General features: G+C 46.1%; 28 protein-coding genes, 1 tRNA gene and 2 pseudogenes. 27 read left to right on the top strand and 4 right to left on the bottom strand.

Annotated elements, in window-relative coordinates; genetic code table 11:
• Nucleotides 1-13 precede the first annotated feature (13 nt).
• Nucleotides 14-901 carry a KPN_02809 family neutral zinc metallopeptidase gene (gene ypfJ / locus BLS03_RS21505; protein ID WP_093278804.1) on the top strand — a complete coding sequence of 296 codons (888 nt, stop codon included), beginning with the start codon at nucleotides 14-16 and terminating at the stop codon, nucleotides 899-901.
• A gap of 235 nt (nucleotides 902-1,136) precedes the next feature.
• A complete protein-coding gene (locus BLS03_RS21500; RefSeq protein WP_093278802.1) occupies nucleotides 1,137-1,631 on the top strand; it encodes a DUF2127 domain-containing protein in 495 nt (164 codons plus the stop codon).
• Between the two features lie 253 nt (nucleotides 1,632-1,884).
• Here the strand turns inward: BLS03_RS21500 and BLS03_RS21495 are convergent, their stop codons facing one another.
• Nucleotides 1,885-2,067, bottom strand: a complete 183-nt coding sequence (locus BLS03_RS21495) for a hypothetical protein (RefSeq protein WP_093278800.1) — start codon at nucleotides 2,065-2,067, stop codon at nucleotides 1,885-1,887.
• A gap of 411 nt (nucleotides 2,068-2,478) precedes the next feature.
• Here BLS03_RS21495 and BLS03_RS21490 point away from each other — a divergent pair, with 411 nt between their 5' ends.
• From BLS03_RS21490 to BLS03_RS21390, 22 genes and pseudogenes are all read left to right on the top strand, one after another.
• On the top strand, nucleotides 2,479-2,913 hold the full coding sequence (locus BLS03_RS21490) for an EamA family transporter (protein ID WP_093278798.1): 435 nt from the start codon (nucleotides 2,479-2,481) through the stop codon (nucleotides 2,911-2,913).
• 159 nt (nucleotides 2,914-3,072) lie between these two features.
• Nucleotides 3,073-3,258: pseudogene (locus BLS03_RS21485) on the top strand (LysE family transporter); the annotation flags it as partial.
• A gap of 200 nt (nucleotides 3,259-3,458) precedes the next feature.
• Nucleotides 3,459-3,971: an arsinothricin resistance N-acetyltransferase ArsN1 family B gene (locus BLS03_RS21480; RefSeq protein ID WP_093278796.1), complete on the top strand. Its 513-nt coding sequence runs from the start codon at nucleotides 3,459-3,461 to the stop codon at nucleotides 3,969-3,971.
• 30 nt (nucleotides 3,972-4,001) lie between these two features.
• Nucleotides 4,002-4,403 carry an NUDIX hydrolase gene (locus BLS03_RS21475; RefSeq protein WP_176765664.1) on the top strand — a complete coding sequence of 134 codons (402 nt, stop codon included), beginning with the start codon at nucleotides 4,002-4,004 and terminating at the stop codon, nucleotides 4,401-4,403.
• Between the two features lie 16 nt (nucleotides 4,404-4,419).
• Entirely contained in the window at nucleotides 4,420-4,953 is a 534-nt protein-coding gene (locus tag BLS03_RS21470; protein ID WP_093278788.1) for a GNAT family N-acetyltransferase, read from the top strand.
• A 62-nt stretch (nucleotides 4,954-5,015) separates the two neighbouring features.
• Nucleotides 5,016-5,558: a histidine phosphatase family protein gene (locus BLS03_RS21465; RefSeq protein ID WP_093278784.1), complete on the top strand. Its 543-nt coding sequence runs from the start codon at nucleotides 5,016-5,018 to the stop codon at nucleotides 5,556-5,558.
• A gap of 75 nt (nucleotides 5,559-5,633) precedes the next feature.
• A complete protein-coding gene (locus tag BLS03_RS21460) occupies nucleotides 5,634-6,098 on the top strand; it encodes an OsmC family protein (RefSeq protein WP_093278781.1) in 465 nt (154 codons plus the stop codon).
• A gap of 48 nt (nucleotides 6,099-6,146) precedes the next feature.
• On the top strand, nucleotides 6,147-6,539 hold the full coding sequence (locus BLS03_RS21455; protein WP_093278778.1) for a MazG nucleotide pyrophosphohydrolase domain-containing protein: 393 nt from the start codon (nucleotides 6,147-6,149) through the stop codon (nucleotides 6,537-6,539).
• Nucleotides 6,536-7,018, top strand: a complete 483-nt coding sequence (locus BLS03_RS21450; RefSeq protein ID WP_093278775.1) for a GNAT family N-acetyltransferase — start codon at nucleotides 6,536-6,538, stop codon at nucleotides 7,016-7,018. Before BLS03_RS21455 ends, BLS03_RS21450 begins: the two co-directional genes overlap by 4 nt.
• Nucleotides 7,019-7,178: 160 nt before the next feature.
• On the top strand, nucleotides 7,179-7,529 hold the full coding sequence (locus BLS03_RS21445; RefSeq protein WP_093278772.1) for a hypothetical protein: 351 nt from the start codon (nucleotides 7,179-7,181) through the stop codon (nucleotides 7,527-7,529).
• Between the two features lie 125 nt (nucleotides 7,530-7,654).
• On the top strand, nucleotides 7,655-8,131 hold the full coding sequence (locus tag BLS03_RS21440; protein WP_143015674.1) for a hypothetical protein: 477 nt from the start codon (nucleotides 7,655-7,657) through the stop codon (nucleotides 8,129-8,131).
• Nucleotides 8,132-8,286: 155 nt separating this feature from the next.
• Entirely contained in the window at nucleotides 8,287-8,502 is a 216-nt protein-coding gene (locus BLS03_RS21435) for a DUF4177 domain-containing protein (RefSeq protein WP_093278767.1), read from the top strand.
• A gap of 350 nt (nucleotides 8,503-8,852) precedes the next feature.
• Nucleotides 8,853-9,380, top strand: a pseudogene (locus BLS03_RS25970) (AAA family ATPase); the annotation flags it as partial.
• Nucleotides 9,375-9,866 (top strand): GNAT family N-acetyltransferase, encoded by a 492-nt coding sequence (locus BLS03_RS25835; protein ID WP_245696764.1) that lies wholly within the window; start codon nucleotides 9,375-9,377, stop codon nucleotides 9,864-9,866. The pseudogene BLS03_RS25970 and the gene BLS03_RS25835, both read left to right, overlap by 6 nt.
• A 30-nt stretch (nucleotides 9,867-9,896) precedes the next feature.
• Nucleotides 9,897-10,427, top strand: coding sequence for a GNAT family N-acetyltransferase (locus tag BLS03_RS21425; RefSeq protein WP_093278761.1), 531 nt, complete (start codon nucleotides 9,897-9,899; stop codon nucleotides 10,425-10,427).
• Between the two features lie 29 nt (nucleotides 10,428-10,456).
• Nucleotides 10,457-10,813 carry a hypothetical protein gene (locus BLS03_RS21420; RefSeq protein WP_093278759.1) on the top strand — a complete coding sequence of 119 codons (357 nt, stop codon included), beginning with the start codon at nucleotides 10,457-10,459 and terminating at the stop codon, nucleotides 10,811-10,813.
• A 71-nt stretch (nucleotides 10,814-10,884) separates the two neighbouring features.
• Entirely contained in the window at nucleotides 10,885-11,319 is a 435-nt protein-coding gene (locus tag BLS03_RS21415; RefSeq protein WP_093278753.1) for a GNAT family N-acetyltransferase, read from the top strand.
• A 34-nt stretch (nucleotides 11,320-11,353) separates the two neighbouring features.
• Nucleotides 11,354-11,995: an HAD family hydrolase gene (locus BLS03_RS21410; RefSeq protein ID WP_093278750.1), complete on the top strand. Its 642-nt coding sequence runs from the start codon at nucleotides 11,354-11,356 to the stop codon at nucleotides 11,993-11,995.
• A gap of 247 nt (nucleotides 11,996-12,242) precedes the next feature.
• Nucleotides 12,243-12,647, top strand: a complete 405-nt coding sequence (locus BLS03_RS21405; RefSeq protein WP_093278920.1) for a GFA family protein — start codon at nucleotides 12,243-12,245, stop codon at nucleotides 12,645-12,647.
• Between the two features lie 43 nt (nucleotides 12,648-12,690).
• Nucleotides 12,691-13,266, top strand: a complete 576-nt coding sequence (locus tag BLS03_RS21400) for a DJ-1/PfpI family protein (RefSeq protein ID WP_093278747.1) — start codon at nucleotides 12,691-12,693, stop codon at nucleotides 13,264-13,266.
• Nucleotides 13,267-13,438: 172 nt separating this feature from the next.
• Nucleotides 13,439-13,957 carry a GNAT family N-acetyltransferase gene (locus BLS03_RS21395; RefSeq protein WP_093278745.1) on the top strand — a complete coding sequence of 173 codons (519 nt, stop codon included), beginning with the start codon at nucleotides 13,439-13,441 and terminating at the stop codon, nucleotides 13,955-13,957.
• Nucleotides 13,958-14,221: 264 nt separating this feature from the next.
• Nucleotides 14,222-15,415 carry a sugar efflux transporter gene (locus tag BLS03_RS21390; RefSeq protein ID WP_176765663.1) on the top strand — a complete coding sequence of 398 codons (1,194 nt, stop codon included), beginning with the start codon at nucleotides 14,222-14,224 and terminating at the stop codon, nucleotides 15,413-15,415.
• A 91-nt stretch (nucleotides 15,416-15,506) separates the two neighbouring features.
• On the opposite strand, the gene BLS03_RS21385 is transcribed toward BLS03_RS21390, so the two are convergent.
• Nucleotides 15,507-17,369 (bottom strand): DEAD/DEAH box helicase, encoded by a 1,863-nt coding sequence (locus tag BLS03_RS21385; protein WP_093278741.1) that lies wholly within the window; start codon nucleotides 17,367-17,369, stop codon nucleotides 15,507-15,509.
• Nucleotides 17,370-17,737: 368 nt separating this feature from the next.
• Here BLS03_RS21385 and rnb point away from each other — a divergent pair, with 368 nt between their 5' ends.
• Complete coding sequence (gene rnb / locus BLS03_RS21380; protein ID WP_093278739.1) at nucleotides 17,738-19,774, top strand: exoribonuclease II; 2,037 nt, start codon at nucleotides 17,738-17,740, stop codon at nucleotides 19,772-19,774.
• A 114-nt stretch (nucleotides 19,775-19,888) separates the two neighbouring features.
• Here the strand turns inward: rnb and BLS03_RS21375 are convergent, their stop codons facing one another.
• The gene (locus BLS03_RS21375; RefSeq protein WP_093278737.1) at nucleotides 19,889-20,224 is read right to left on the bottom strand and encodes a DUF3024 domain-containing protein; all 336 of its coding nucleotides are present in this window, start codon (nucleotides 20,222-20,224) and stop codon (nucleotides 19,889-19,891) included.
• A 145-nt stretch (nucleotides 20,225-20,369) separates the two neighbouring features.
• Between BLS03_RS21375 and BLS03_RS21370 the strand changes: the two genes are divergently transcribed.
• Complete coding sequence (locus BLS03_RS21370; protein WP_093278736.1) at nucleotides 20,370-21,194, top strand: phosphate ABC transporter substrate-binding protein; 825 nt, start codon at nucleotides 20,370-20,372, stop codon at nucleotides 21,192-21,194.
• Between the two features lie 82 nt (nucleotides 21,195-21,276).
• Here BLS03_RS21370 and BLS03_RS21365 read toward each other — a convergent pair whose 3' ends face one another.
• The gene (locus BLS03_RS21365; RefSeq protein WP_093278734.1) at nucleotides 21,277-21,966 is read right to left on the bottom strand and encodes a MaoC family dehydratase; all 690 of its coding nucleotides are present in this window, start codon (nucleotides 21,964-21,966) and stop codon (nucleotides 21,277-21,279) included.
• Nucleotides 21,967-22,276: 310 nt separating this feature from the next.
• On the opposite strand from BLS03_RS21365, the gene BLS03_RS21360 reads away from it, so the two are divergent.
• Nucleotides 22,277-22,367, top strand: a tRNA-Ser gene (locus BLS03_RS21360).
• The last annotated feature ends 5 nt before the right edge of the window (nucleotides 22,368-22,372 follow it).

Genomic DNA, 22,372 nt, shown 5'->3' with positions numbered 1-22,372 from the left:
ATAGGATTCTGTAATGCGCTGGCGTGATTCGAAGCAAAGTTACAACGTAGAAGATCGGCGTGGCCAAGAGCCGATGCAAGCGGGAATGGGCGGTGCAGGTTTGTTGCGTCTGCTGCCATTTTTGCTGCGTACCAAAATTGGCCGTATTGTCTTAATTGCTGGAGCGGCATTTTATGCGTTCCAATATTTTACTGGCGTTAACATGCTGCAAGGCGGCATGCCAGATACCTCATCCTCTGCGATGAGCGGTGAGCAAGCCGCAGCAAGCAGCAACGATGAAAACCGTCAGTTTGTGGCGGCGATTTTGGGCACCACAGAAACGGTGTGGCAGCAAAAACTTGGTGGTGATTACAAAGAGCCAACCTTGGTGCTGTACAGCGGTATGACTCAAACTGGCTGTGGCGTTGGTCAAGCGCAAACTGGGCCGTTCTATTGCCCTGCGGATCAAAAAGTCTATCTTGATCTGAGTTTTATGAACGAGTTGAAAAAACTTGGTGCGCCGGGTGACTTTGCTTTTGCTTATGTGATTGCTCATGAAGTCGGTCACCATGTACAAAAACTGCTTGGCACCAGTGACCAAGTTCATCAAGCGCAGCAAACCAGCGGTAAAGCTCAAGCGAACACATTGAGTGTGATGCTGGAGCTGCAAGCTGACTGTTATGCTGGCGTTTGGGGCCATGAAGTCAACAAGCAGATGAACATGCTCGAAGAAGGCGATATCGAAGAGGGTATTCAAGCGGCCAATGCTGTTGGTGATGACCGCTTGCAACAAGCCGCAGGTCAAGCTGTACATCCTGATTCGTTCACCCACGGTTCTTCGGCGCAGCGTATTGAATGGTTCAAGCGCGGGTTTGAAAGTGGTGACATGACAGCCTGTGATACCTTTGCTGAGCTAAAATAGCCCATAAAGACAAAATACCATGCCGTGTTTTGGCGAAGTGTTGTATACACTTTATCCAAAACGCGGCTTTTTTGTCTTTTGGTATCGAAAGTCAGCTTAATGTCAGGGTGGCAGGGAACCATTGGCAACGATAGTGCTCTAAACCAGAGCCCGAAAGCGGTGCGAATCAGGACCCGAAGTGGGTCAGGTAAGTGAATTAAATGCCTGATTCAAATTAGAATAACGAGAGGTAAGTGTGTCAAAAGCGAAAAAAGGCTTGCAGGCGGTAGCAACCTTAGAGGCATCAAAAGGCGTATTGTCTTTGATTGTAGGACTAGGTTTGCATATGTTAGCTGGGGAAAATCTTCATTTGATCATCAGCGATTTGGTTGCGCACTTACACCTTAACCCTGCCAATTACGTCACCCATATGTTATTGCAAGAATCGCAAAGTATTTCGAGTAGCAATATTACCTTGGTAGAGATTGGCGCGTTTGCTTACGCGGCGATTCGTTTTATTGAAGCTTATGGATTGTGGCATGGCATGGTGTGGACTGAGTGGTTCGCTTTTATTAGCGGCACTATATATCTACCGTTTGAAATTTATGAAATGATCGTCAATTTCAATGTGCTAAGCGTGGGAGTATTTGCGATTAACGTTGCGGTGGTTTGGTATATGTACACCATACTCAAAAGCCAGCGCGAACTGCATAAACAAGCGCTTAACGAAACTCAGGTAAGTGAAGAGTGACTTGCCGAAACGGCACACAGACAAAAAATCAGCATGTGCGCTGATACATTCCAAAGGGTTGTAAACCCATCACGTGGCAATTCACTTAGCAGTGACGTGAATAAAACAGTCGGCGCCGGCAGAATGACGCCAAATAGGATCTCATAATTTAGGGACGAGCTTACTGCGCGGCTAAATTATGAGACTCATTTATCGCACCAAAATCTTCCTCAAATTGCTTCAAGAACGATCACTTAGCGAACAAATGCGTGCGTTAAGCGCTGAATACAACTTCGTTGTTTTCGTCGGTGTAAAGATGCGCTTGTTTTTCTTTAATCAAGTGCGCTGCGTATGCTGGAGTAACGGCTTGAATGTCACCTTTTGCGCGCAGTGTGGTGGAATCCCAAAGATTGTCTTTGTATTTACCTGCTTGATCGAATTGAATTAATACTTTCATCGCTACCTCTTTTTCATCTCGTGTTGATAAACGATGAAATAACGATAATCTCAATTTTGACGTTACGCATCTGTTAAAAATGCAACGTTAGATTTCCAAATTAGTTGATCTAAGTCACGTTTTTGGTGTGTTACAAGAAAATAATTAAGAATATGCTGATTTATTAATCAGTTACGCTTTTAGGTGCCGCAACTAAAATTGTCACTTTGTAGTGAGATTGGTCATCAGTGATAACAGTTTATCGTGCTACAAAGCAGATAAACTTATTTTAGATCAAATCAGATTTAATTTATTGGCTAGGCGAATTTAATGCTGGATGTGTGATTGAAATTTGCTATGTTTGCATCCTTGGGTTAAATCGCGTTCTAGCGACTGAATAAACCCAACGTAATCAAAGGCAAAGGAGAGCAAATGGCTTCATCATATACTTGGTTTTATTGGGCAATCCTGTCGGCGATTTTTGCCGCTCTCACCGCTATTTTTGCCAAAGTAGGCATTTCTAACGTCAATTCTGATGTGGCGACCTTAATTCGCACTGCGATCATCTTCGTTATTCTCTCTGTGTATATTTGGCTTACACGCCAGTGGCAAAACCCGTTGACCCTTAAAGCCAGCACATGGATATTTCTGGGTCTGTCAGGGCTTGCAACGGGCGCTTCTTGGGTGTGCTATTTTCGCGCTTTGCAGATTGGTGAAGCATCAAAAGTCGCGCCGGTGGATAAATTCAGTTTGGTGCTGGTGGCGATTTTTGCCACGATTTTCCTTGGCGAACGCCCAGCGCCCAAAGATTGGCTCGGCATCGCTTTAGTCGCAAGTGGTGTTCTGGTGCTCGCGTTTAAACGTTAATACAAAATTGACATTATTCATCGCGGTTGTGTGATTGATTGCCTGATTTGATGCCTTCACGGTTTAAAAAATCCGCATTTGACCACATTTGCTTGAGACGAGCGCTCAAAGCCTCTATTACGCCGACGTTTCCCACCTTAAGGATAAGGATTCGAGCTTATGGAATATTTTATTGCCGTGGTATTGTTTGCCATCTCGTCATCGGTCACGCCTGGGCCGAACAACATCATGGTCATGACCTCTGGGGTCAACTTTGGGGTGAGAAAAAGCGTTCCTCTGCTGGTGGGGATATGCATAGGGTTTGTCATCATGTTGGCGTTGGTCGGCGTGGGTTTTGCTTTGTTGGCGCTCTCGGTATTGCCAGTTGCGGCCGAGTTTCCCAGTGAATGGTTGGGGTATTTAGCGGCCTAATAACCGAATCCGTTTGAGTGCTAAGTTTTAGCGGTAATCGTACTAAATACAGTGCTCGAACTCTTTGCAACTCAGTGTATAGTTAACCCCATATATAGGTGAAAAAACCTGTGATTCAGGCTCAGGGAGGGAGCATGAATATTCGTCCAGTCCTTAAATCCGACGCAGCGCGGATTGTCGAAATCTATAACCATTACGTGCAAACCACCACCATTACGTTTGAAGAGCAGCCAGTGAGCGAAGCCGAGATGCAAGCGCGCATTGACAACGTCTTGTCAGCCGATCTCCCTTGGTTGGTCGTTGAAGAGGACGGACTCGTGCAAGGTTACGCTTATGCAGGACCTTGGAAAGGGCGTAGCGCTTATCGGTTTACGGTTGAACCATCAGTCTATCTTGCCCCGGAAGCGCTCTCACTTGGGATGGGTAAACGCCTTTATCAGCATTTACTCGATACCTTGCAGCAACTTGGTATTGAACAGGTTCTAGGCGTGATTGCGTTACCAAACTCCGCCAGTATTGGTTTACATGAAGCATTTGGCTTTAAAAAAGTTGGCGAATTTTCCCGAATTGGCTACAAGTTTGGCCGCTGGCTGTCAGTGGGTTATTGGCAGTTGTCTCTTGGATTACATAGCGCATCTAACGATTAGTCACAGTAGGCAAACTCAAGGAGTGAATTGATGAAGGTTCACGAATGCGTGTCATTTTTGTTGGTTAATCAAGACAAGCAAGTATTGCTTGAAAAACGTGCCCTTACCAAAGCGAGCGACCCAGGGTTGGTGGCGATTCCTGGCGGCCATATGGAAGCCGATGAAACCCAACTGCAAACATTGGTGCGTGAAATTGACGAAGAGCTTGGTGTACAGGTGACCTCAGGTCAGTATCTGTGCTCTCTTTATCACCCAACCAGCGAGTTGCAGCTATTGCATTACTATGTGGTGACTCAATGGCAAGGGACGATTTCGGCGCACGAAGCCGATAGTGTTTTTTGGTCGAGCATCGCTGCCGCGCCAATTGATTGCAGCGCCGATAAAACGGCGTTATCTGAATATCAACGCCTGTCGAGTGCTGGCGTTATCTAACATCACGAGTGACCTTATGAAGCACGATGTCATTTTGCGTGCCGCTTATGCGCACGAAAAAGAAACCTTGTACCGGCTGGTTACCCAAGATGAAACTTGGACCCAATTTAACGGTCCGTACTTTCCTTATCAAACCCCAACAATGGAAGAGTTTGGCTACGATCTCTTTGCTCGAATGAGTGAAGGGAAAGAGATGCGAGTCATCGTCTATAACGAGTTGCCAGTTGGGTCAGTAAGTTATTACTGGGAATGCCAATCCACGCGTTGGCTGGAAATGGGGGTGATCATTTACGACTCCAAATATTGGAATAAAGGCATCGCGATCCAAGCCTTGCGCCAGTGGATCACGCATCTGTTTGAACAGCTTGATATTGCGAGAGTCGGTTTAACCACTTGGTCTGGCAATCCACGTATGATGGCGTGTGCAGAAAAGCTTGGCCTGCGCCAAGAAGCGCGGCTGCGTAAAGTACGTTTTTATCAGAATACCTATTACGACTCGGTAAAATATGGCGTGTTACGTGAAGAGTGGTTTGAAGCGCTCAATATTTAAACGCTAAAAAAAACAAAACATAACGTGTGTTCTAATACCGATAACCATGATTAAGGAGTGATATGGAGATTTTATTCGTTCGCCACGGCGTGCCCGATTACCGCTTGTGTGACGAGCGCCAAATGACGCAACTGGAAAAAGATTATGCACCGTTGGATCGACGTTATCTCGATGAGATTAAAGCGTTAAGTCTGAACCCAGAATTTCAAAACAGCAGCGTCGTTATTGCTTCCCCCTATACTCGAGCTCTGCAAACTGCCGAGCTTATTAATCGCGAACTGAAGCTCGAACTGTTTGTTGAGCACGATTTACGAGAATGGCGCGCCGACTTGGCTGGCGGATACCTGGATTTGCAAGAGCGCGATCGCCGCTGGCATGAATATCGACAGGCGTTGAAATCGGGCGAGCCGATTACGAGTCACGATTATGAGTCCGCCGCTGAGCTTAAACGCCGTACTTTGGATGTGCTAGAACGTTATCAAGGCTATCGTAAAGTGATTGTAGTGTCGCATTTCAACGTGCTGGAAAGTTTGATTGGCTTTCAGCCTCAAGGCATTGGTTGCGGACAATATTACCGCTTCAGTCTAGATGATGTTCGCCTCTAGAGCTTGATTTATCTTTTACTTTTTAATTTCAAATCATTGAAATAAAGCGCTTTAAACCTAAACAGGAGAGTTGGTATGTCACAGCACAGTGCAACCATAGTATGGCAGCGCGCCGAACATGAAGCGTTTTCAGACAATCACTACAGCCGCGGCCATCAATGGCACTTTGACGGGGGCACGGTTGTCGACGCTTCAGCATCACCTCACGTCGTTCCGCTGCCCTATTCGGTGGAAGCCAACGTTGACCCGGAAGAGGCGTTTATTGCTGCACTGTCGAGTTGTCATATGTTGGTTTTTTTAGGCATAGCTGCGAAACGTCGTTATGTGGTTGACTCTTATGTGGATAACGCCGTCGGTGAGCTGGGTAAATTGAGTAATGGCCGAGAAGCGGTGACGACAGTACGTTTAAGACCTCAAGTGGTCTTTTCCGGGGAGCGCCAACCCAGTTCAGAGCAAATCGAGAAGCTGCACCATTTAGCTCATGAGAACTGCTTTATCGCCAACTCAGTGACCACCGAAGTCATCACCGAACTAGACTAGCGGCGAGCCGTCAGCACACAAGTCATGCGCGAAAAATAAGGGAAACCCATGAGTGATTTAGAACGCCTGTTTGAACTTGCCAAGCGCAAACACGCCATTGACCAACAATCGGGGGGGGGGGGCGAGCACGGACTCACCTACTTAAACGACATTAAGGCTGAAGTCGACGAAGTATTAGAAGAGCGTCCAAGGCTTCGGCGTTGCTATCTTGAAGACGAGTTGGCGGATGTCATTTGGAATTATGTCAATGTGCTCACAGCGTTTGAACATAACGGCGAAATCGAGATCAATTCGCTGTTGAAACGCGCGTGTGACAAGTATCAGCAGCGCGTGGATGGCATTGAGTCGGGCATCAAGTGGCAACAGATAAAAGTGTTGCAACAGCAACAATTGGCCAATGAGCATCAGCAGCAGTTAACTAAGGAATTGGATACGAAATGATCATCACACCGATAACTTTAAATAACAGTATTGAGTTGGTCGAATTGTTTAGTGAGTTAGAGCATTACTACTTCGGTGACCAAGCGGCGAGCAAATCAGAAATCGAGGCCTATTTTACCCATGGCTTATTTGCACCTCATTCGGGCGTGCAGCTGATTGGGGTAAAAGTGAACGGCGATATGCTCGCCTTTGCCAGCTATTCAATACTCTATCCAGCCCCGAGATTATCTGGGCAGCTATTTATGAAAGATCTGTTTGTGTCCAAGCGCGCTCGAGGCCAAGGCTTGGGTCGAGCCCTGATGGTGTATTTGGCTCGTGAAGCACTGGATAAGGGCTGCCTGCGAATGGATTGGACCGCGGAGTCGACCAACCCCAATGCCGGGCGATTTTATCAAGCCATGGGCGCCGCACTTATCGAAGAAAAGCAATATTTCCGTTTTGAAGGTGGTAGTTTGAAAAATTTTGCGAGCTCTAATTGAATCGTTGGATGAACGAAATACTTCATTTGAATTAGTATCACATTTGAGATTTTATTTGGCCGTTTTTTTGGGACAAAAAGACTTTTTTAAATAAAACATATTCATCTTTGAGTTGAAATGACGCCTTATATACCATCGGCAAATGGAAGGGTGTGATGTCATGAATGTAGATGAATTCAAAGTGGTATGTACCGAGTGTAAATATGAGCATATCATCGATAAAGAAGCGATGTATCAACTGGATAATGGCGGCAGTTGTCGCTGTCCTAATTGTTTGACTTTACTTAGCACCAGAAAACCAAACAAATCGCGCTTAAAACATCTTGCTCTTCTGGCTGCAGTATTCGTGAGTGTTATTTTTATCGTGCTCTCGAACTTATTTAATCTTGCCTTCAATTCGAATATTCCAGTCCTTATCATCTCCTGTGTGATCTTTGTTTGTTTAGGCATGACCGTTCTTATGACGAAGACTAAGGGCGTCGGCGAGAAAAATATTTCCCACACGTGCTAGTCTCTTCACCTATCAATTTAATTATCCCTAAATAGCCGTCGCCTTTTGTCCATGGAGGATAGCGGTTGGAGCGCTGTCTTTTATGCATGTAATTATTATAACGAATGGTTGTTTAGGTGGTTGTTTTGAAAACATGGATACAAATAGCGCTGATGAGCGCTTTTTTGACGGGTTGTTCGTGTGGACCAACGTTCGTCCAAGGCGAAATGGAAGATGAGTATGAGGTCAAAACCATTGGTCAAGTCGAAGATAACTCCCCAATTGTCTATGGCGCTCATAATGTCTATTTCACTAAGGTTAATAGGCAAAAGTTATCTGGAATCAAATATTTACGTTTAGGCTTAAGCGGGTTTCCCAATGCAATAAAATTGCCTGAGGGCGAACAAACGCTCTACTTGTGGCGCGACGGTAATCCCGACTTTAACTTGTTTCTATCTAAGATTCAGCTAAGCAATAATCACAAATACTTGGTGGATTACATCACTAAGCCAGAGGGTAATTTTGTGCGGATTTTTTATTGGGTTGAAGATCTCAACGATGGAGCAGTGGTTTATGGTAAACGTGTTACACCAACTATGATGATCAACTCTCCGACAGAATGACTCACGAAACGATGGCCTGAAGCGGCATCGCAAAAAGTTCGTGTTCGGTGGTCGCTTTTAGGATGCGACTGAATTTGTTACTTGATAACACTTGCCATTCTTCGGTTTACAGCAGTTTTCATCGGTGAAGCGATCTGCGATGAGGTGGAAGTAAAATGCCAAAGTTCAGCGAGTACAAAGTGGTTCACATTGATGAGCAGGCCTGCCCAAGTGTTTTGCATGGTGCCAAAGTGACTCAACGTGAACTTCTTGAAGCGCAACTGGATAGTTTAACCGAAGATGGTTGGCAAGTGATTTATCAAGTGGTTGAAAAAAAACGTCATTGGTTATTTTGGCATCGTGAATCTGTTATCACCACGTTAGCTCGTTAAACCTATTTTGTTTACAGCGCCTTTTTCGCTTGCTCAACCGCTAGCCCATTGAATGCTAAAGGCCCAGCTGCCTTGACTACCATATCAATTAGTGAGAAATCTGAGTCTCTAATCAGAGATATTTCGTGCACTTTGTTCTTTATCAACCTGAGCTCGCCAGTGCTTTAAATACACGGTTTGATTGCGAGAATGTGGCTCTACTCTAATCTGTACGTATGCTGGTTTTCCTCGTAGTCGATAAGGATTCAAAGTTTAAAATGTTCCAAGCGAAAAATGGCCTCTACATCAGATGAAATTGATGTTATAAATCAACAGCATGAATAAATTATGTTGATTGAGAGATGCCGGTGATGAACAGAGTTAATGTAGTTGGGACCAGTGGCAGTGGAAAATCGACATTTGCACGACAACTTGCAGAGCGCATGCAAGCGCCTTATATCGAAATGGATGTCATTCATTGGTTACCCGATTGGCAAGAAAAGTCGGACAATCAGTTCTTTGCGGATTTGAAAAGCGAGTTGCAAACCGAACATTGGGTGCTAGACGGTAATTATAACAAGAGCTTAGAGGTAAAGTGGCAAGACGTTGATACCGTGATTTGGCTTGACTATTCGTTTGCTATCACAGCTTATCGCGCAATCACACGTGCGCTTTCACGCTGTCTATCCAAGCAAGAGCTGTGGCCGGGTACTGGCAATGTTGAAACCTTTAAGCAGACGTTTATGAGCAAAGATTCCATCTTGCTTTGGACTCTTAAGACGTTCCGCCGAAATCGCCGTCGCTATTTAGATATGATTGCAGCGCCTGAGTATCAACATATCAAATTTATTCGCATTCGCCATCCAAAGCAGGCTAAGCGCTTTCTGGCTAATATTCAGCCGGTTGGTCGCGCTCAGACCGTTGATATCCGTGCGGCACATGAGCAAGATATCGACGCTTTACTTGATCTCAACCGCCAGATCGGCGAGATGCATCATCAGCAGGCGTCACACGTCTTCGCACCACCGTCAGAACAAGAGCGCGAGTTCTTATTGCAGGCATTAAAAAGCTCAGAACGGCTGTTTTTGGTTGCCGAGTACGATCATCAAGTGGTGGGCTTTATCACCGCGGTTATGCACAGTAATGAAGCGATTCCATTTTTGGTCAAAGACCCCATTTGTAGGATTGGAACTTTGGTGGTGGATGAGAAGCATCGCGGTCAAGGAGTCGGCGAGAAATTAATGCAAGCTTGCCTTGATTGGGCCAAGCAATCTGGCGCAAGCGATATTCGCCTTGAAGTTATGGCGTTTAATCAGGGCGCTGAGGCGTTTTACCACAAGCTTGGTTTTGAGTGCCAATCAAAAATATTGTCTAAACGCCCATAATAACGGGCTTAATTAATCGAAGAGAACGCTATGGAACTTGTGCCACTTTGTGCAAATTTGGAAGCGCAATTTGAACGTTTTTATAACGACTTTGTCGCGCATGACCCAAGTAATGGGGAATTCTACGCTCAAGGTATGTCGGATTTTTTAAGTTATGTTCTTGAGTTAGATGACCATAGCCGAGGCGTCAATTTGCCTGAAGATTATGTGCCGTGTACCACTTACTGGTTAAAGTTGGATGATGGAGAATTGGCGGGCGCAATTCGAATTCGTCATAACATCGACAATCCTTTTTTGAGCAATGAATGCGGCCATATAGGCTACGATATTGCGCCGAGTCAGCGCCGCAAAGGCTACGCCACGAAAATGCTGGAACTTGCACGCATTAAGGCCGCTGAACTTGGCATCGACAAAGCGCTAGTTACTGCCGATTTAGATAATATCGGCTCGCGTAAAGTGATCGAAGCCAACGATGGCGTGTTTGACGGTATTGTTTATTCGGGTGTGTTTGAGTCCGATATTACCCGCTACTGGGTAAGTTGCAGTGATTCGCCTCAATAGTGGTGAATAGTGTAATGAATAGGGAAACTATGAAATCTAGCCTGATTTTTACTCTGATTGCCAATATTGTCGCGGTTATTGCGGTGGCACTGATTAATACCTTTAGTGATTTTTTAGGTATTCGTTATTGGCAGGATTATGCCTTTTATGTGGTGTTTTTGCTTTGGGGTATCGCCACTTTACTCTATATGTATCCACCTCTAGGCCATAGCAGCGGTCAAGGTGAACCGATTGATCAAGTGTCTGACATGGTCGACGGTAGTCATAGTTTGATGGCGGAAAATGATCTTCGCGAAGCGGAAAATATTCAGTTATTTATCCAATTTTTGATTGCAGGAGTACCATCGTTTGCACTGTGTTTGGTGTTCCATTTTCTTGGGAAATAACATCTTGTATTGCTGATGATAGAGCCAGCCTAATCACACCCTATTGAAACCAGATAGTTAAAGGAGTAACTATGATCACCTTTCGAGAAATGCACATCGACGATTATCAAGCAGTCATCGATTTGTGGATGGCAACCGAGTCGATGCGCCTTCGCGACAGCGACTCGAAATCAAGCATCGAATCTTACCTCAATCGTAACCCGGGCCTGAGCTTTGTCGCTTTTGATGAAGAAACCTTAGTCGGCGCCGTGCTGGTGGGCACCGATGGCCGCCGCGGTTATTTACAGCATCTTGCGGTTGCAGAGTCAAACCGAGGCCAAGGCATTGGCAAGAGTTTGGTTGAACTGGCGATATCGGCACTTGCGCGCCAAGGCATCGCCAAAACCCACTTATTTGTTTTTAACCACAACGTCAAAGCGCAAGCCTTGTATGAAAAATTGGGTTGGTTTGCACGCGATGAAGTGCGAATGTATTCGTTTAATAGTAGCGTGAATGACAACGTATAACCTTGGGCTCGGCCCAAACGAGTAAGGAGAGCACTTGTTGCAGTATCAAGCTTATCTATTTGATATGGATGGAACCTTAGTTCAATCAGAACCCCTCAAAGGCCAAGCGTTAGCTATGGCATGTCACGATTTCGGAGCGAAGGTTAGCGCTGATATCTATAAGGCGGTAATGGGGGAGAGCTGGTCTGTCGTGACCGGACACTTTTTTAAACAAGGCGGTATTGCGCCGCAACTCGATGAGTTTAATCTTAAGTTTCGAGCCCATTATCAAACCTTACTAGCAAACGAGCTCAAAGTGACGCAAGGCGCGATTGAGCTACTGCAACACCTTAAGGCTGAGCAGCGCGCGGTTGCGGTGGTGAGTTCTGCGGCGACTTGGATGGTCGATGAGATTTTAAACCGCTTAGGCATTGCTGAATTGTTTGATGTGGTAATAACCCAAGAGCATGTGTCACGCCACAAGCCTGACCCACAAGCCTATGATTTGGCTCTGAGTCAATTGGCGCTTAAGCCAAGCGAGGTTTTGGTGTTTGAAGATTCTAATGCGGGCGTTGAAGCCGGTGTACGCGCCGGATGTGACGTGGTCGCGATTCGTCATGACTTCAATGGCCAAAATGATTTATCCAAAGCACTGGCCGTTATCGAAGTTTTCGACCCACAATCACCTCACTTATAAATGTCATATTTATCATTGGTTTTCTTGTTTATAGAAGTTCTCTATTTTATCGAAGCACCCGGTCACAGCAAATCGCAGTGGTCAGCTTGGCTCAGAGGTAAACCACGCGAAATATGCTGGTGCGTTCGCGTTTTATACGTGTAATCGGTTGAGTGGCTATTTTATTGGTCATGGCATGCTCAGTGCGGGGTAAGATGGTCGAGTAAAACGATACGCTCAACGAAAAGAAAGGAGTTCTGCCATGAGTATGACAAAGAAAATTACTCAAGTTGGACCAACCGAGATTCAGCCCAAGCACCTTGGGCGCTGCCACTGCGGTGCGGTTGAAATTGAATTTTCGTTGCCCAATGGCATCGTGAATCCAAGGCGCTGCGATTGCTCAATCTGTCGCCGCAAAGGGGCGATCGTTGCCTCGGTAAACCTTGACCAGATTCGAATCTTAAAGGGCGAAGATGCGCTTACCCTGTATCAGTTTAATACCCACACCGCTAAGCACTATTTTTGTCGCCATTGTGGTATTTACACCCATCACCAGCGCCGCTCGAATCCGCAAGAATACGGATATAATCTTGGCTGTTTGGAAGGTGTAAATCCATTTGACCTCGGTGAGGTGGTGACCAATGACGGCGTTAATCACCCCGCAGACCGTTAACGGTGATTGAATGAGTTAACTTGCAGCTAAGGAAGGATGCACAGTGAATATCGGCATCTATATTTATGACCAAGCGGAGGTGCTGGATTTTTCCGGCCCGTTTGAAGTATTTAGTACCGCAAAACGCCTTGGCGCGCTCGACTGGCAAGTCAGTTTGATTGCCGAGCAGCCCGGTGTTGTCAAAGCGCGAGGCCATTATTTGATTGAGCCTCACTACCACATCGACAATCATCCGCCACTGGATTTGCTGATTGTCGTTGGCGGCGACCATAGTCAAGAGATGCACAAAACGGCGGTGCTTGAGTGGTTGGCGCGTATTGCTCCTGACACGCCTCAGGTCGCATCGGTGTGTACTGGCGCATTTTTGCTGGCTAACGCTGGTTTACTCGATGGTTTAACGGTAACGACTCATTGGGAAGATATCGACGCACTTAAAGCGTTTAGCGCGCTGAATGTGGTTGACGATAAGCGTTTTGTAGAACAGGGGAAATGGACCACTTCAGCGGGCATTTCTGCAGGTATTGATATGAGCCTGCATCTGGTGGCTAAGTTGGTGAGCCAAGAATTGGCGGAGAAAACCGCTCGGCAAATGGATTACCGCTGGATACAGACGCCTTAAAAAGAAAATGCTCGATAACCGCGAATTTTACCTGACGCCGTGCTCGCAAAGCTCTAAGATTACCGTATAACATGACAAAGGAAGTGGCGAGCCGCTTCCTTTTGCTATTTCGGCGCTTATCCTTTCAACATTAAATGGCGAAATAGCTGAGGTAATCTGCAACGGAATCGTGATGAGCTGGCATTTAAAATTACTAAACGACTCAGATGCAGACGCGTTATTGGCATTTGAAAAACACAACCAAGCTTGGTTTGAGCTAAATATCCCACCGCGAGAGGCGAGTTTCTATTCAAAACGTGGTGTTCGTAATCAAATCGCGTTTTTTCTGCGTGAGTACCGGGCGGGGCGTATGCTCCCCATGCTTATTCTATCTGGCGATACCATTATCGGTCGAATCAATCTTAGCGAAATCAATACCAATATTGGTGAGGCCACGCTTGGCTACCGAATTGGTGAACAGCACACTCGTCAGGGTGTCGCGAGTTTTGCCACCCAAGCGGTCTTGGAACTCGCCCAGCGTGATTACGCAGTACATACCTTTTACGCATTGGCCTCCGTCGACAATCCTGGCTCAAGGAGAGTGCTGGAAAAATCAGGCTTTGAAGAGGTCGGCTTGCTTCGTAATCATGCCGATGTACAAGGTCAAGCCGTGGATTGCATCGAATACATTAAGCGAGTTTATTTCGATTAAGTTTTGATATTGCTGATGGTTATGCTTGGGCGTATATTCGATTAAGCAGCGCTCCCACATTACTTTCATTTGGCACTGAGTAGCTTTTCTGTTTCAAGTAGCCTTTGGGTTTCAAGTAACCTTTCGCTTTCATGGTGTTGACCTGTTTGGTGATGGGGTCGATGAGCGCTGAATCTAGTGATTAATATTGAGTCGATCTTTCCCAATCGATGGTTTTTTTGAATTGATGTCGTAAGGCGCTGCCAGGAGGCGAATATTAAAGCGTTGCAATTTTTTCGTGGTCAAACCGGAGCTTATTTTTTAATTAATGGGCTGGCCGCTCTCTCTTTCTCTTTTATTTTACCGATCATGAGTCTTTTTTTGGTCGACGGTTTGGGGGCTAAACCCAGCTTGATCGGTGTATATACCACGTCGACCGCGCTGGCGACGATAGTGGTAAGTCAAACCTTAGGCGGTTTGACCGACAGAGGCTTGTCCGCCAAACGGTTGTTTCTATTTTCGATTGGCGCGCTGTTTCTGGCCGCGAGCTGTTTTTCTATCGCCAGTGAATTTTGGCATGCGCTGCTGATTGGTGTGTGCTTGATGTCGTTTGGCTCGTCATCAATTCCACTGATTTTGGGGATGATTCGTCGCTACGCGGAAGCCAGCGGCCAAAATAGTACGCGTTTAAACTCGCAAATGCGCTCCTCGGTGTCATTACTATGGATCTTAGGGCCGCCGATTGCGTTTTTGGCCATCGATCAATTTGGCTTTAAAGGGACATTTTATTTATCGGCAGCGGTGGCGCTGGTGGTGTTGGTGCTCTCTGTTTACGCTCTTGACGAATCTAAGGCGCAGAAACCCGCGAACACCGGCAAAGGATTAAGCCTCAAAGACGTGCCTGCTGCGGTTTGGCTACTGGGCGCGGTGACCTTTTGCGCCAATATGGCGAACAGCACGTACGTCAGCGCGATGCCGCTGTATTTAACTCAGCAAATGGCTTGGTCAAAGTCGCTGCCGGGGATTTTACTTGGTATCACTGCGGCGATCGAAATTCCGGTGATGCTGCTGGCGGCGCGTTGGTCTGAATCATTTGGCAAAGAGAAAGTCGTGATGCTAGGCTTTTTTCTCGCACTGCTGTTTTACGGCGGCTTGCAAATGGTCGACAGTATCGCTGGGTTGTTTTTGTTACAGATTTTAAACGGTACTTTCTTTGGCATTTTTGTCGGCTTAGGGGTGAGCTTGATGCAAGACAACGCGCCGAGCATCGTAGGTAAAGTTTCGGCGTTTTATACCAACTCGATGCTGGTAGGCACTATGGTCGGGACTAGCACCATGGGCGTTGTGTCGCAGTATTTTGGTTATAAATTTGCCTTGATGGTGTGTCTGATTCCGATGTTAGTTGCGATCAGTTTGCTGTTTGTATTTATTCATTTGCAGCGCACAAAATGGGCTGGTATTCGTCGCGCTTCGGTTTAAGTTAATAAATCGCAGCCAATAAAAAACCCCGCATTGCGGGGTTTTTTTATGATCTTTACTAAAGCAACAGAGTCGTTGCTAAAGCGAAGTATTAATCTTCGTTACGACGTGTACTGTGACCACGTTCGCCGCGGAAGTTACCGCGTGAATCGCCACCGCGGTTACGGTCAAAACGACGTTCGCCACCAGAGCGTTTACCACGGAAGTTACCGTCACGATTACCGCCGTTACCACGGAATGAATCACGACGACCACCACCGTCACGACCACCTTCACGGCGACCACGAGTTTGGAAGTCGTTGTATTCAACCACAACCGCACCGGCGTCTTTTTGACGAATGCGCAGTTTACGTAGTTTGCTCGCTACCGCTGAAGACATTGCTTTTGGCAACTGAACGTAAGTCTCTGCACGATCAAGTTTGATTGCGCCGATAGAACCTTTAGTCAAGCCAAGTTCGTTCGCTAGAGCGCCAACGATATCTTTAACTTGAACGCCTTGCTCGCGGCCAACTTGTAATTGGTAAGTATCCCAATCTTGGTTGTTGAATTCACGACGACCGCCTTCACGACCACCACCTTCGCGGCGCTCTTTACGACGTTGTTTGTCACGCTCAACAGCCGCAACCATTGGATCATCGCCAACGTAGAACAGTGGACGTTTTCCTTGTTGGCGTTTAAGTAAAATCGCCGCAAGTGTCGTGGTATCTAGCTCAAGAGACTCTTGCAGTTTTGCTACAAGCTCTTCGAATTTCTCGAGCGATTTATGTTCTTTTTCAGCTTCCAACTCAGCGCCAAGTTTTACTAGACGAGACTCAGCCACTTTGTCGCGGTGAGGAAGTTGGATCTCTTCCATTGATGATTTAGTCACGCGCTCAATCGTGCGTAGCATGCGAATTTGGTTAGTACGAACCAACAGAATCGCTTTACCTTTACGTCCTGCACGACCAGTACGGCCGATACGGTGGATGTAAGATTCCACATCAAATGGAATGTCGTAGTTAAATACGTGAGTGATACGCGGCACATCAAGACCACGTGCAACAACGTCAGTCGCGACCAAAATATCGATAACACCTTGTTTGATGTGATCAACAGTGCGTTCACGTAGTGATTGAGGGATGTCGCCGTGTAGCGCTGCTGCTTTAAAGCCGCGCGCTGATAGCCAGTCCGCCAAACGCTCAGTGTCTTGACGAGTACGTACGAACACGATAGATGCGTCTGTCTCTTCGGTTTCAAGTAGACGAGCCATCGCTTCGTCTTTCTCTACGCCTTTCACAACCCAGAATTGTTGCTCAACTTTTTCTACGGTGTGGTTTTGACCAGCTACGTCTACACGTGCTGGGTCGCGCAGGAAGCGGTCGACAATAGTTTTTACCATAGGAGGCATGGTCGCAGAGAAAAGAACACGCTGTGCGCTTTCTGGCGCTTGTTCCATGATCCAAGTGACGTCGTCAACGAAGCCCATTTTTAACATTTCGTCTGCTTCATCAAGCACGAAAGTGTGGCATTCGTCTAGGTGTAGACGTTCACGAGAGATCAGGTCTTTTACACGACCAGGTGTACCCACAACGATGTGAGCACCATTTTTTAGCGCGCGCATTTGATCAACGATAGATGCACCACCGTAGATCTCTAAAACTTTTAAGCCTTTAATGTTCTGACCAAGGTTTTTCACTTCCGCAGCAACCTGAATCGCCAACTCACGAGTTGGTGCCATAACAATGGCTTGCGGTTTGTGTTGAGCAAGGTCAACCTTGTTCAATAGTGGCAGTGAAAATGCGGCTGTTTTACCAGTACCAGTTTGCGCTTTACCCAGAGCATCACGGCCTTCAAGAAGAAGCGGAATCGCTGCAGCTTGGATAGGAGTTGGTGATACAAAGCCCATTGAGTTTAGAGCAGATAAAACAGAGTCGTTCAGTGCTAATTCACTGAACTGGATTACAGAATCTTGCATTGGGATCCTACTTACATAGTTCAAATTACAGGTCCCAGGAGCTCTACCAATTCCAATACCAATCCAGAAGTTGCTTCCGTGTAGGTCAGTCGCGGACAAGTGTTAAATCGCGTTAAGCTGTTTGGGACATCTAAGGGAGGCGGATTATTCCTTAAATGCATAAAAAAAGCTAGGAAAAATTGAATTTCATCACAAAAATTTCCCTAATTTTATAAAACTGAACATATTCACACCATAAATGATGGTTTTTACACCAATAACTGCTTTTCAGACCAAAACCACAATGCCTCATTATTCCCGGCTTTTTGTTAGTAATCCGACTGTGCAATGTTATAGTGTGCCCAATTGTGTCCAATAGAATAGTAAAGATGTTTCAAGATAACCCATTACTCGCTCAGTTGAAGCAACAAATTCAAGAAAACTTGCCGAAAAAAGAAGGCACCATCAAAGCCACCGATAAAGGCTTTGGTTTCCTAGAAGTTGACAGCAAAACCAGTTTCTTTGTACCACCACCATATATGAAGAAATGTCTTCATGGTGACAAAGTCATGGCGATCATCAGAACCGAAAAGGAACGTGAAGTTGCTGAGCCACAGGAGTTGCTTGAGCCATCTTTAGAGCGTTTTATCGGCCGCGTTAAACTGTTTAAAGGTAAGCTCAATGTCGCGCCTGATCATCCGCAACTGAAGAAGCAATCGCTTAAAGCCAAAGTCAAAAAAGGCCTTAAGAGTGATGACTTTGCCGAAGGCGATTGGGTAGTGGCGCGTTTGATTCGTCACCCATTAAAAGGCGATAACGGCTTTTTTGTTGAAATTACTGAGAAAATCACCGATGCGAACGACAAAATCGCACCGTGGTGGGTGACCTTGGCACAAAACGATCTTCCAAACAAAGAACCAGAAGGCATTGATAACTGGCAAATCAAAGATGACGAAGCGCTACAACGTGTCGACATGACTCACGTGCCATTTGTCACCATTGATGGCGAGTCGACCAAAGATATGGACGATGCGCTGTACGCCAAGAAAACCGCTAATGGCGATTTTGAATTGACCATCGCGATTGCTGATCCAACGGCTTACATCACGCCAGAAGATGACATGGACAAAGTCGCTCGCGAGCGCGGCTTTACCATCTATATGCCGGGTCGCAACATTCCTATGTTGCCACGTGACCTCGCTGATGAGTTGTGTTCACTGCACGAAGGCGAAGTTCGTCCAGCACTTTGTTGCACCGTAACTGTTGATAAAGATGGTGTGATTGGCGATGACATTAAGTTTTTTGCCGCTAATATTCAGTCTCATGCCCGTTTGGTCTACGATCACGTGTCTGATTTTATCGAAAACGGTGAAAGTGCGCAGTGGCAACCTAATGATGAGATTGCCGCGATTGTTCGCGACTTGTACGATTTCTCGTTGGCGCGTGCCAATTGGCGCCAAACTCACGCAGTGGTTTTCCCAGACCGCCCGGATTACCGCTTTGAACTAAGCGAAGATAACGATGTGGTGGCGATTCACGCTGAAATGCGCCGCAGCGCCAACCGCTTGGTTGAAGAAGCGATGATCACAGCCAACATTTGTGCTGGCCGCACTTTGCGAGACGCTTTTGGTCACGGCGTATTTAATACCCACTCAGGCTTTAAAGCTGAAAAAATCGAAGACGTGGTCACCTTAGTGAACCCAGAAGGCAGTGAAAGCTTTGATGCAGATTCGATCGCAACGCTTGAAGGTTTTGCCAAGCTGCGCCGCTGGTTGGGTGAACAAGATACATCATACCTTGATAACCGCATTCGCAAGTTCCAAGCGTACAGTGAAATTGGTAACCAGCCGTTGCCACACTATGCGATGGGGCTTGATATCTACGCGACTTGGACATCACCGATTCGTAAATACGGCGATATGATTAACCACCGCATGCTGAAAGCTCATATTTTGGGTAAAGAGCCGGTGCAAACTGCGGATGAAACCGTGGGTGAAGAGTTAGCATTGCATCGTAAACACCACAAAATTGCCGAGCGCAATGTGGCGGATTGGCTATATGCACGTACTCTGGAGCAAGAGCCAGAAAAAGGCACCACTTATACTGCTGAAATCTTTGATATCAACCGTGCCGGTATGCGCGTACGTTTGATGGAAAATGGCGCCGCTGCCTTTATTCCTGGTTCGATGATTCTGGCCAATAAAGAGCGCTTACAATGCGATGGCGATAACGGTCAGGTGATTCTTGATAAAGAAGTGCTGTATCGTCTGGGTGATACGCTGGAAGTGGTACTGGCAGAAGTGAACCAAGAAAACCGCAGTTTATTGGCCAAACCGACTCAAGTTTTCGCAGACGCGCCAGCGCCAGAAGCTGAAGCGGCTGAAGGTGAACAACCTCAGGCTAGCCAACAAGCTGAAGCGAAGTAAGCTTAATTTATTTTAGAAAACGCGAGTATATTAGAAAGCGCGAGTGGTGACATTCGCGCTTTTTTTATATCTATCGAATCGAATGAAGGGTGGTTTTGATTCACAACTCTCGACTTACCAAATTAAGGCATGTGGATCTTTGGCGATTTCATTCATGATGGTAAGTAAGTCGGCGCTGATATCGAGGTTAGGGTAAGGGTGCCAATTGGGCTCGGCGATATCAAACTGCCACTTCTGATGGTCATTGCTCCAGGTGACTTTCGCCACCGGGCTTGAATAACTGCAGTGATTTGAATCCAGCAAATAGTGCTGTTTGATAAAGGTGACGCCATTTTCAATCACTTCAAAACTGGCTTTGCCATGCTCAACACACACGCCTTGATTACGCTGCTGACAAGTAAGCCGCGCTCGCTGCTCTAACTGTTTTTGCCACAAATTGACCAACTCCATTTGACCACCTTATCTGCGCTGCGATCTATTATTTTAGGAAGTATGGCGGTTATGTTATGTCTCATATTTCACAAAATTGTCATCTAAGCGACATAAGATGAGCGCCAAGCACAAAGACCTATTAATACACAGTTTGGAGATTTTTATGTTGCGAAAAGCGCTCGCAGGTTTGGCGTTATGGTCATTGACCGCCTCAGCTCATGTCGCATTGGCTGAGGAAATTAACGTATCTGGCTCAACGTCCGTATCACGTGTGATGGATGTGTTAGCCGAAGATTATAACGCGATGCATCCGGGCAGTTTTGTTGCAGTACAAGGCGTTGGTTCAACAGCAGGGATTGCACTGTTGAAAAAAGGCGTTGCCGATATTGGTATGAGTTCACGTTATCTGACTGAAGGTGAAGAGAGCGACAACTTGGTCACCTTTAACATCGCCTTTGACGGCTTAGCTGTGGTCGTAAACCAAGCCAATGAAGTGACCAATGTCAGTCGAGAACAGCTGTATGACATCTACAAAGGCAAAATCACCAACTGGAAGCAGCTTGGCGGCGCTGATCAGAAAATTGCGGTCGTAACCCGTGAAGCGTCTTCAGGTTCGCGTTACAGCTTTGAAAGTTTGCTTGGGCTTACTCGCGTGCTTAACGGTCGTGAAGTCTCTGACATCAGCCCGAATAATTTGGTGGTGAATAGCAACAGCATGGTGAAAACCTTGGTCAATCACAACAAACAAGCGATTGGGTTTATTTCAATGGGTTCGGTCGACCGCTCAGTAAAAGCGATGAGCTTTGAAGGGGTGGCGCCAAGTAATAAGAGCATTGCTAGTGGCGAGTATCAGCTTTCAAGACCGTTTATGATTTTGTATCTGGATGACAAAATTGGCGATCAGGAAAAAGCTTTTCTTGAATATTTGCACTCAGATAAAGCCAAACAACTGATCGCCGAATACGGTTATATCGCAGTGAAGAAATAGCCGCATTTGCAGCTGTGAAGTACAAAAAAGAGAGCCATTAGGCTCTCTTTGTGTTGGTTAGGGATTCAGTCCGAAACGGAACTTAAAAGTGCAATTGAATCACAGAAACCACTACCGCGGCAGGGCGGCGAATGCCTTCAATTTCAACGCGAATTTCACGTTCTACTTCCAAGCCTTTTTTAATCGGCGTCACTTTAGATAGTGTGCTGACTGCGCGTAAACGGCTGCCTGATTTCACCGGGTAAGGGAAGCGCACTTGGTTTAAGCCGATATTGACCACCATTTTGGCAGTCGGAAACAATGCGTTGTCTGGATTCACGCTATCGGTCAATTTAGGCAACAGAGCGAGAGTCAAAAAGCCATGGGCGATCGTGGTTTTAAACGGCGACTCTTCTTCAGCACGTTCAGGATCGGTGTGGATCCATTGCATGTCTTCAGTCACTTGACCAAATTGATTAATACGTTGTTGGTCAACCATCACCCAGTCACCGGTATGGATGACTTCGCCAAGCTGCATTTGCAACTCTTGATAGACTTTCTGCGCTTCAGGTTTTAGTACGATCGGCTCAGGTTGTTTGGCTTCACGAACTGTATCTTCATTGACCGCAGGAAGTTGGAAACCGCGTAATTTATCAAATAGTTCACGGCGATTGGCCTTATTTAGGAACTCGTCCCAATATTGGCGCATCGCAGGCGACATCCACTGCATCAACTCAGATTGATGGCGGGAATTTGATTCATTACGATGTTTAAAAAGATCCGCAACTTTCATACAAACCTCAGAAAATAGTCTTAACCAGTTTCGGTAATGTATTAATTTTGAAGTACTTCACAGTTGTGTGCAATGTTTTTCGGGCGTACATGCGTTATCTGAAACGTATATTTATTATATATTTCAATATGTTGCTAATAAAATAATGTTTTATTAGAATTTGAGAAATTAGAGGTATTACCCAAATTTTAGGGCGAATTTTTCGAATTTTTTCTCAGATCCAACTGTTTAGTTAATCGCCAGTTGAACATTAGAGGGGTATTTAGTGCTTTACAAGCCACATGCCAAAATCTATTATTGTGCCCGCTGCGGAGAGATGGCTGAGTGGTTGAAAGCACCGGTCTTGAAAACCGGCATACGTTAATAGCGTATCTAGGGTTCAAATCCCTATCTCTCCGCCACTATT

The organism is Vibrio xiamenensis, from assembly GCF_900100015.1.
Lineage (GTDB): Bacteria > Pseudomonadota > Gammaproteobacteria > Enterobacterales > Vibrionaceae > Vibrio > Vibrio xiamenensis.
This window is presented reverse-complemented; position numbering and strand designations above follow the sequence as displayed.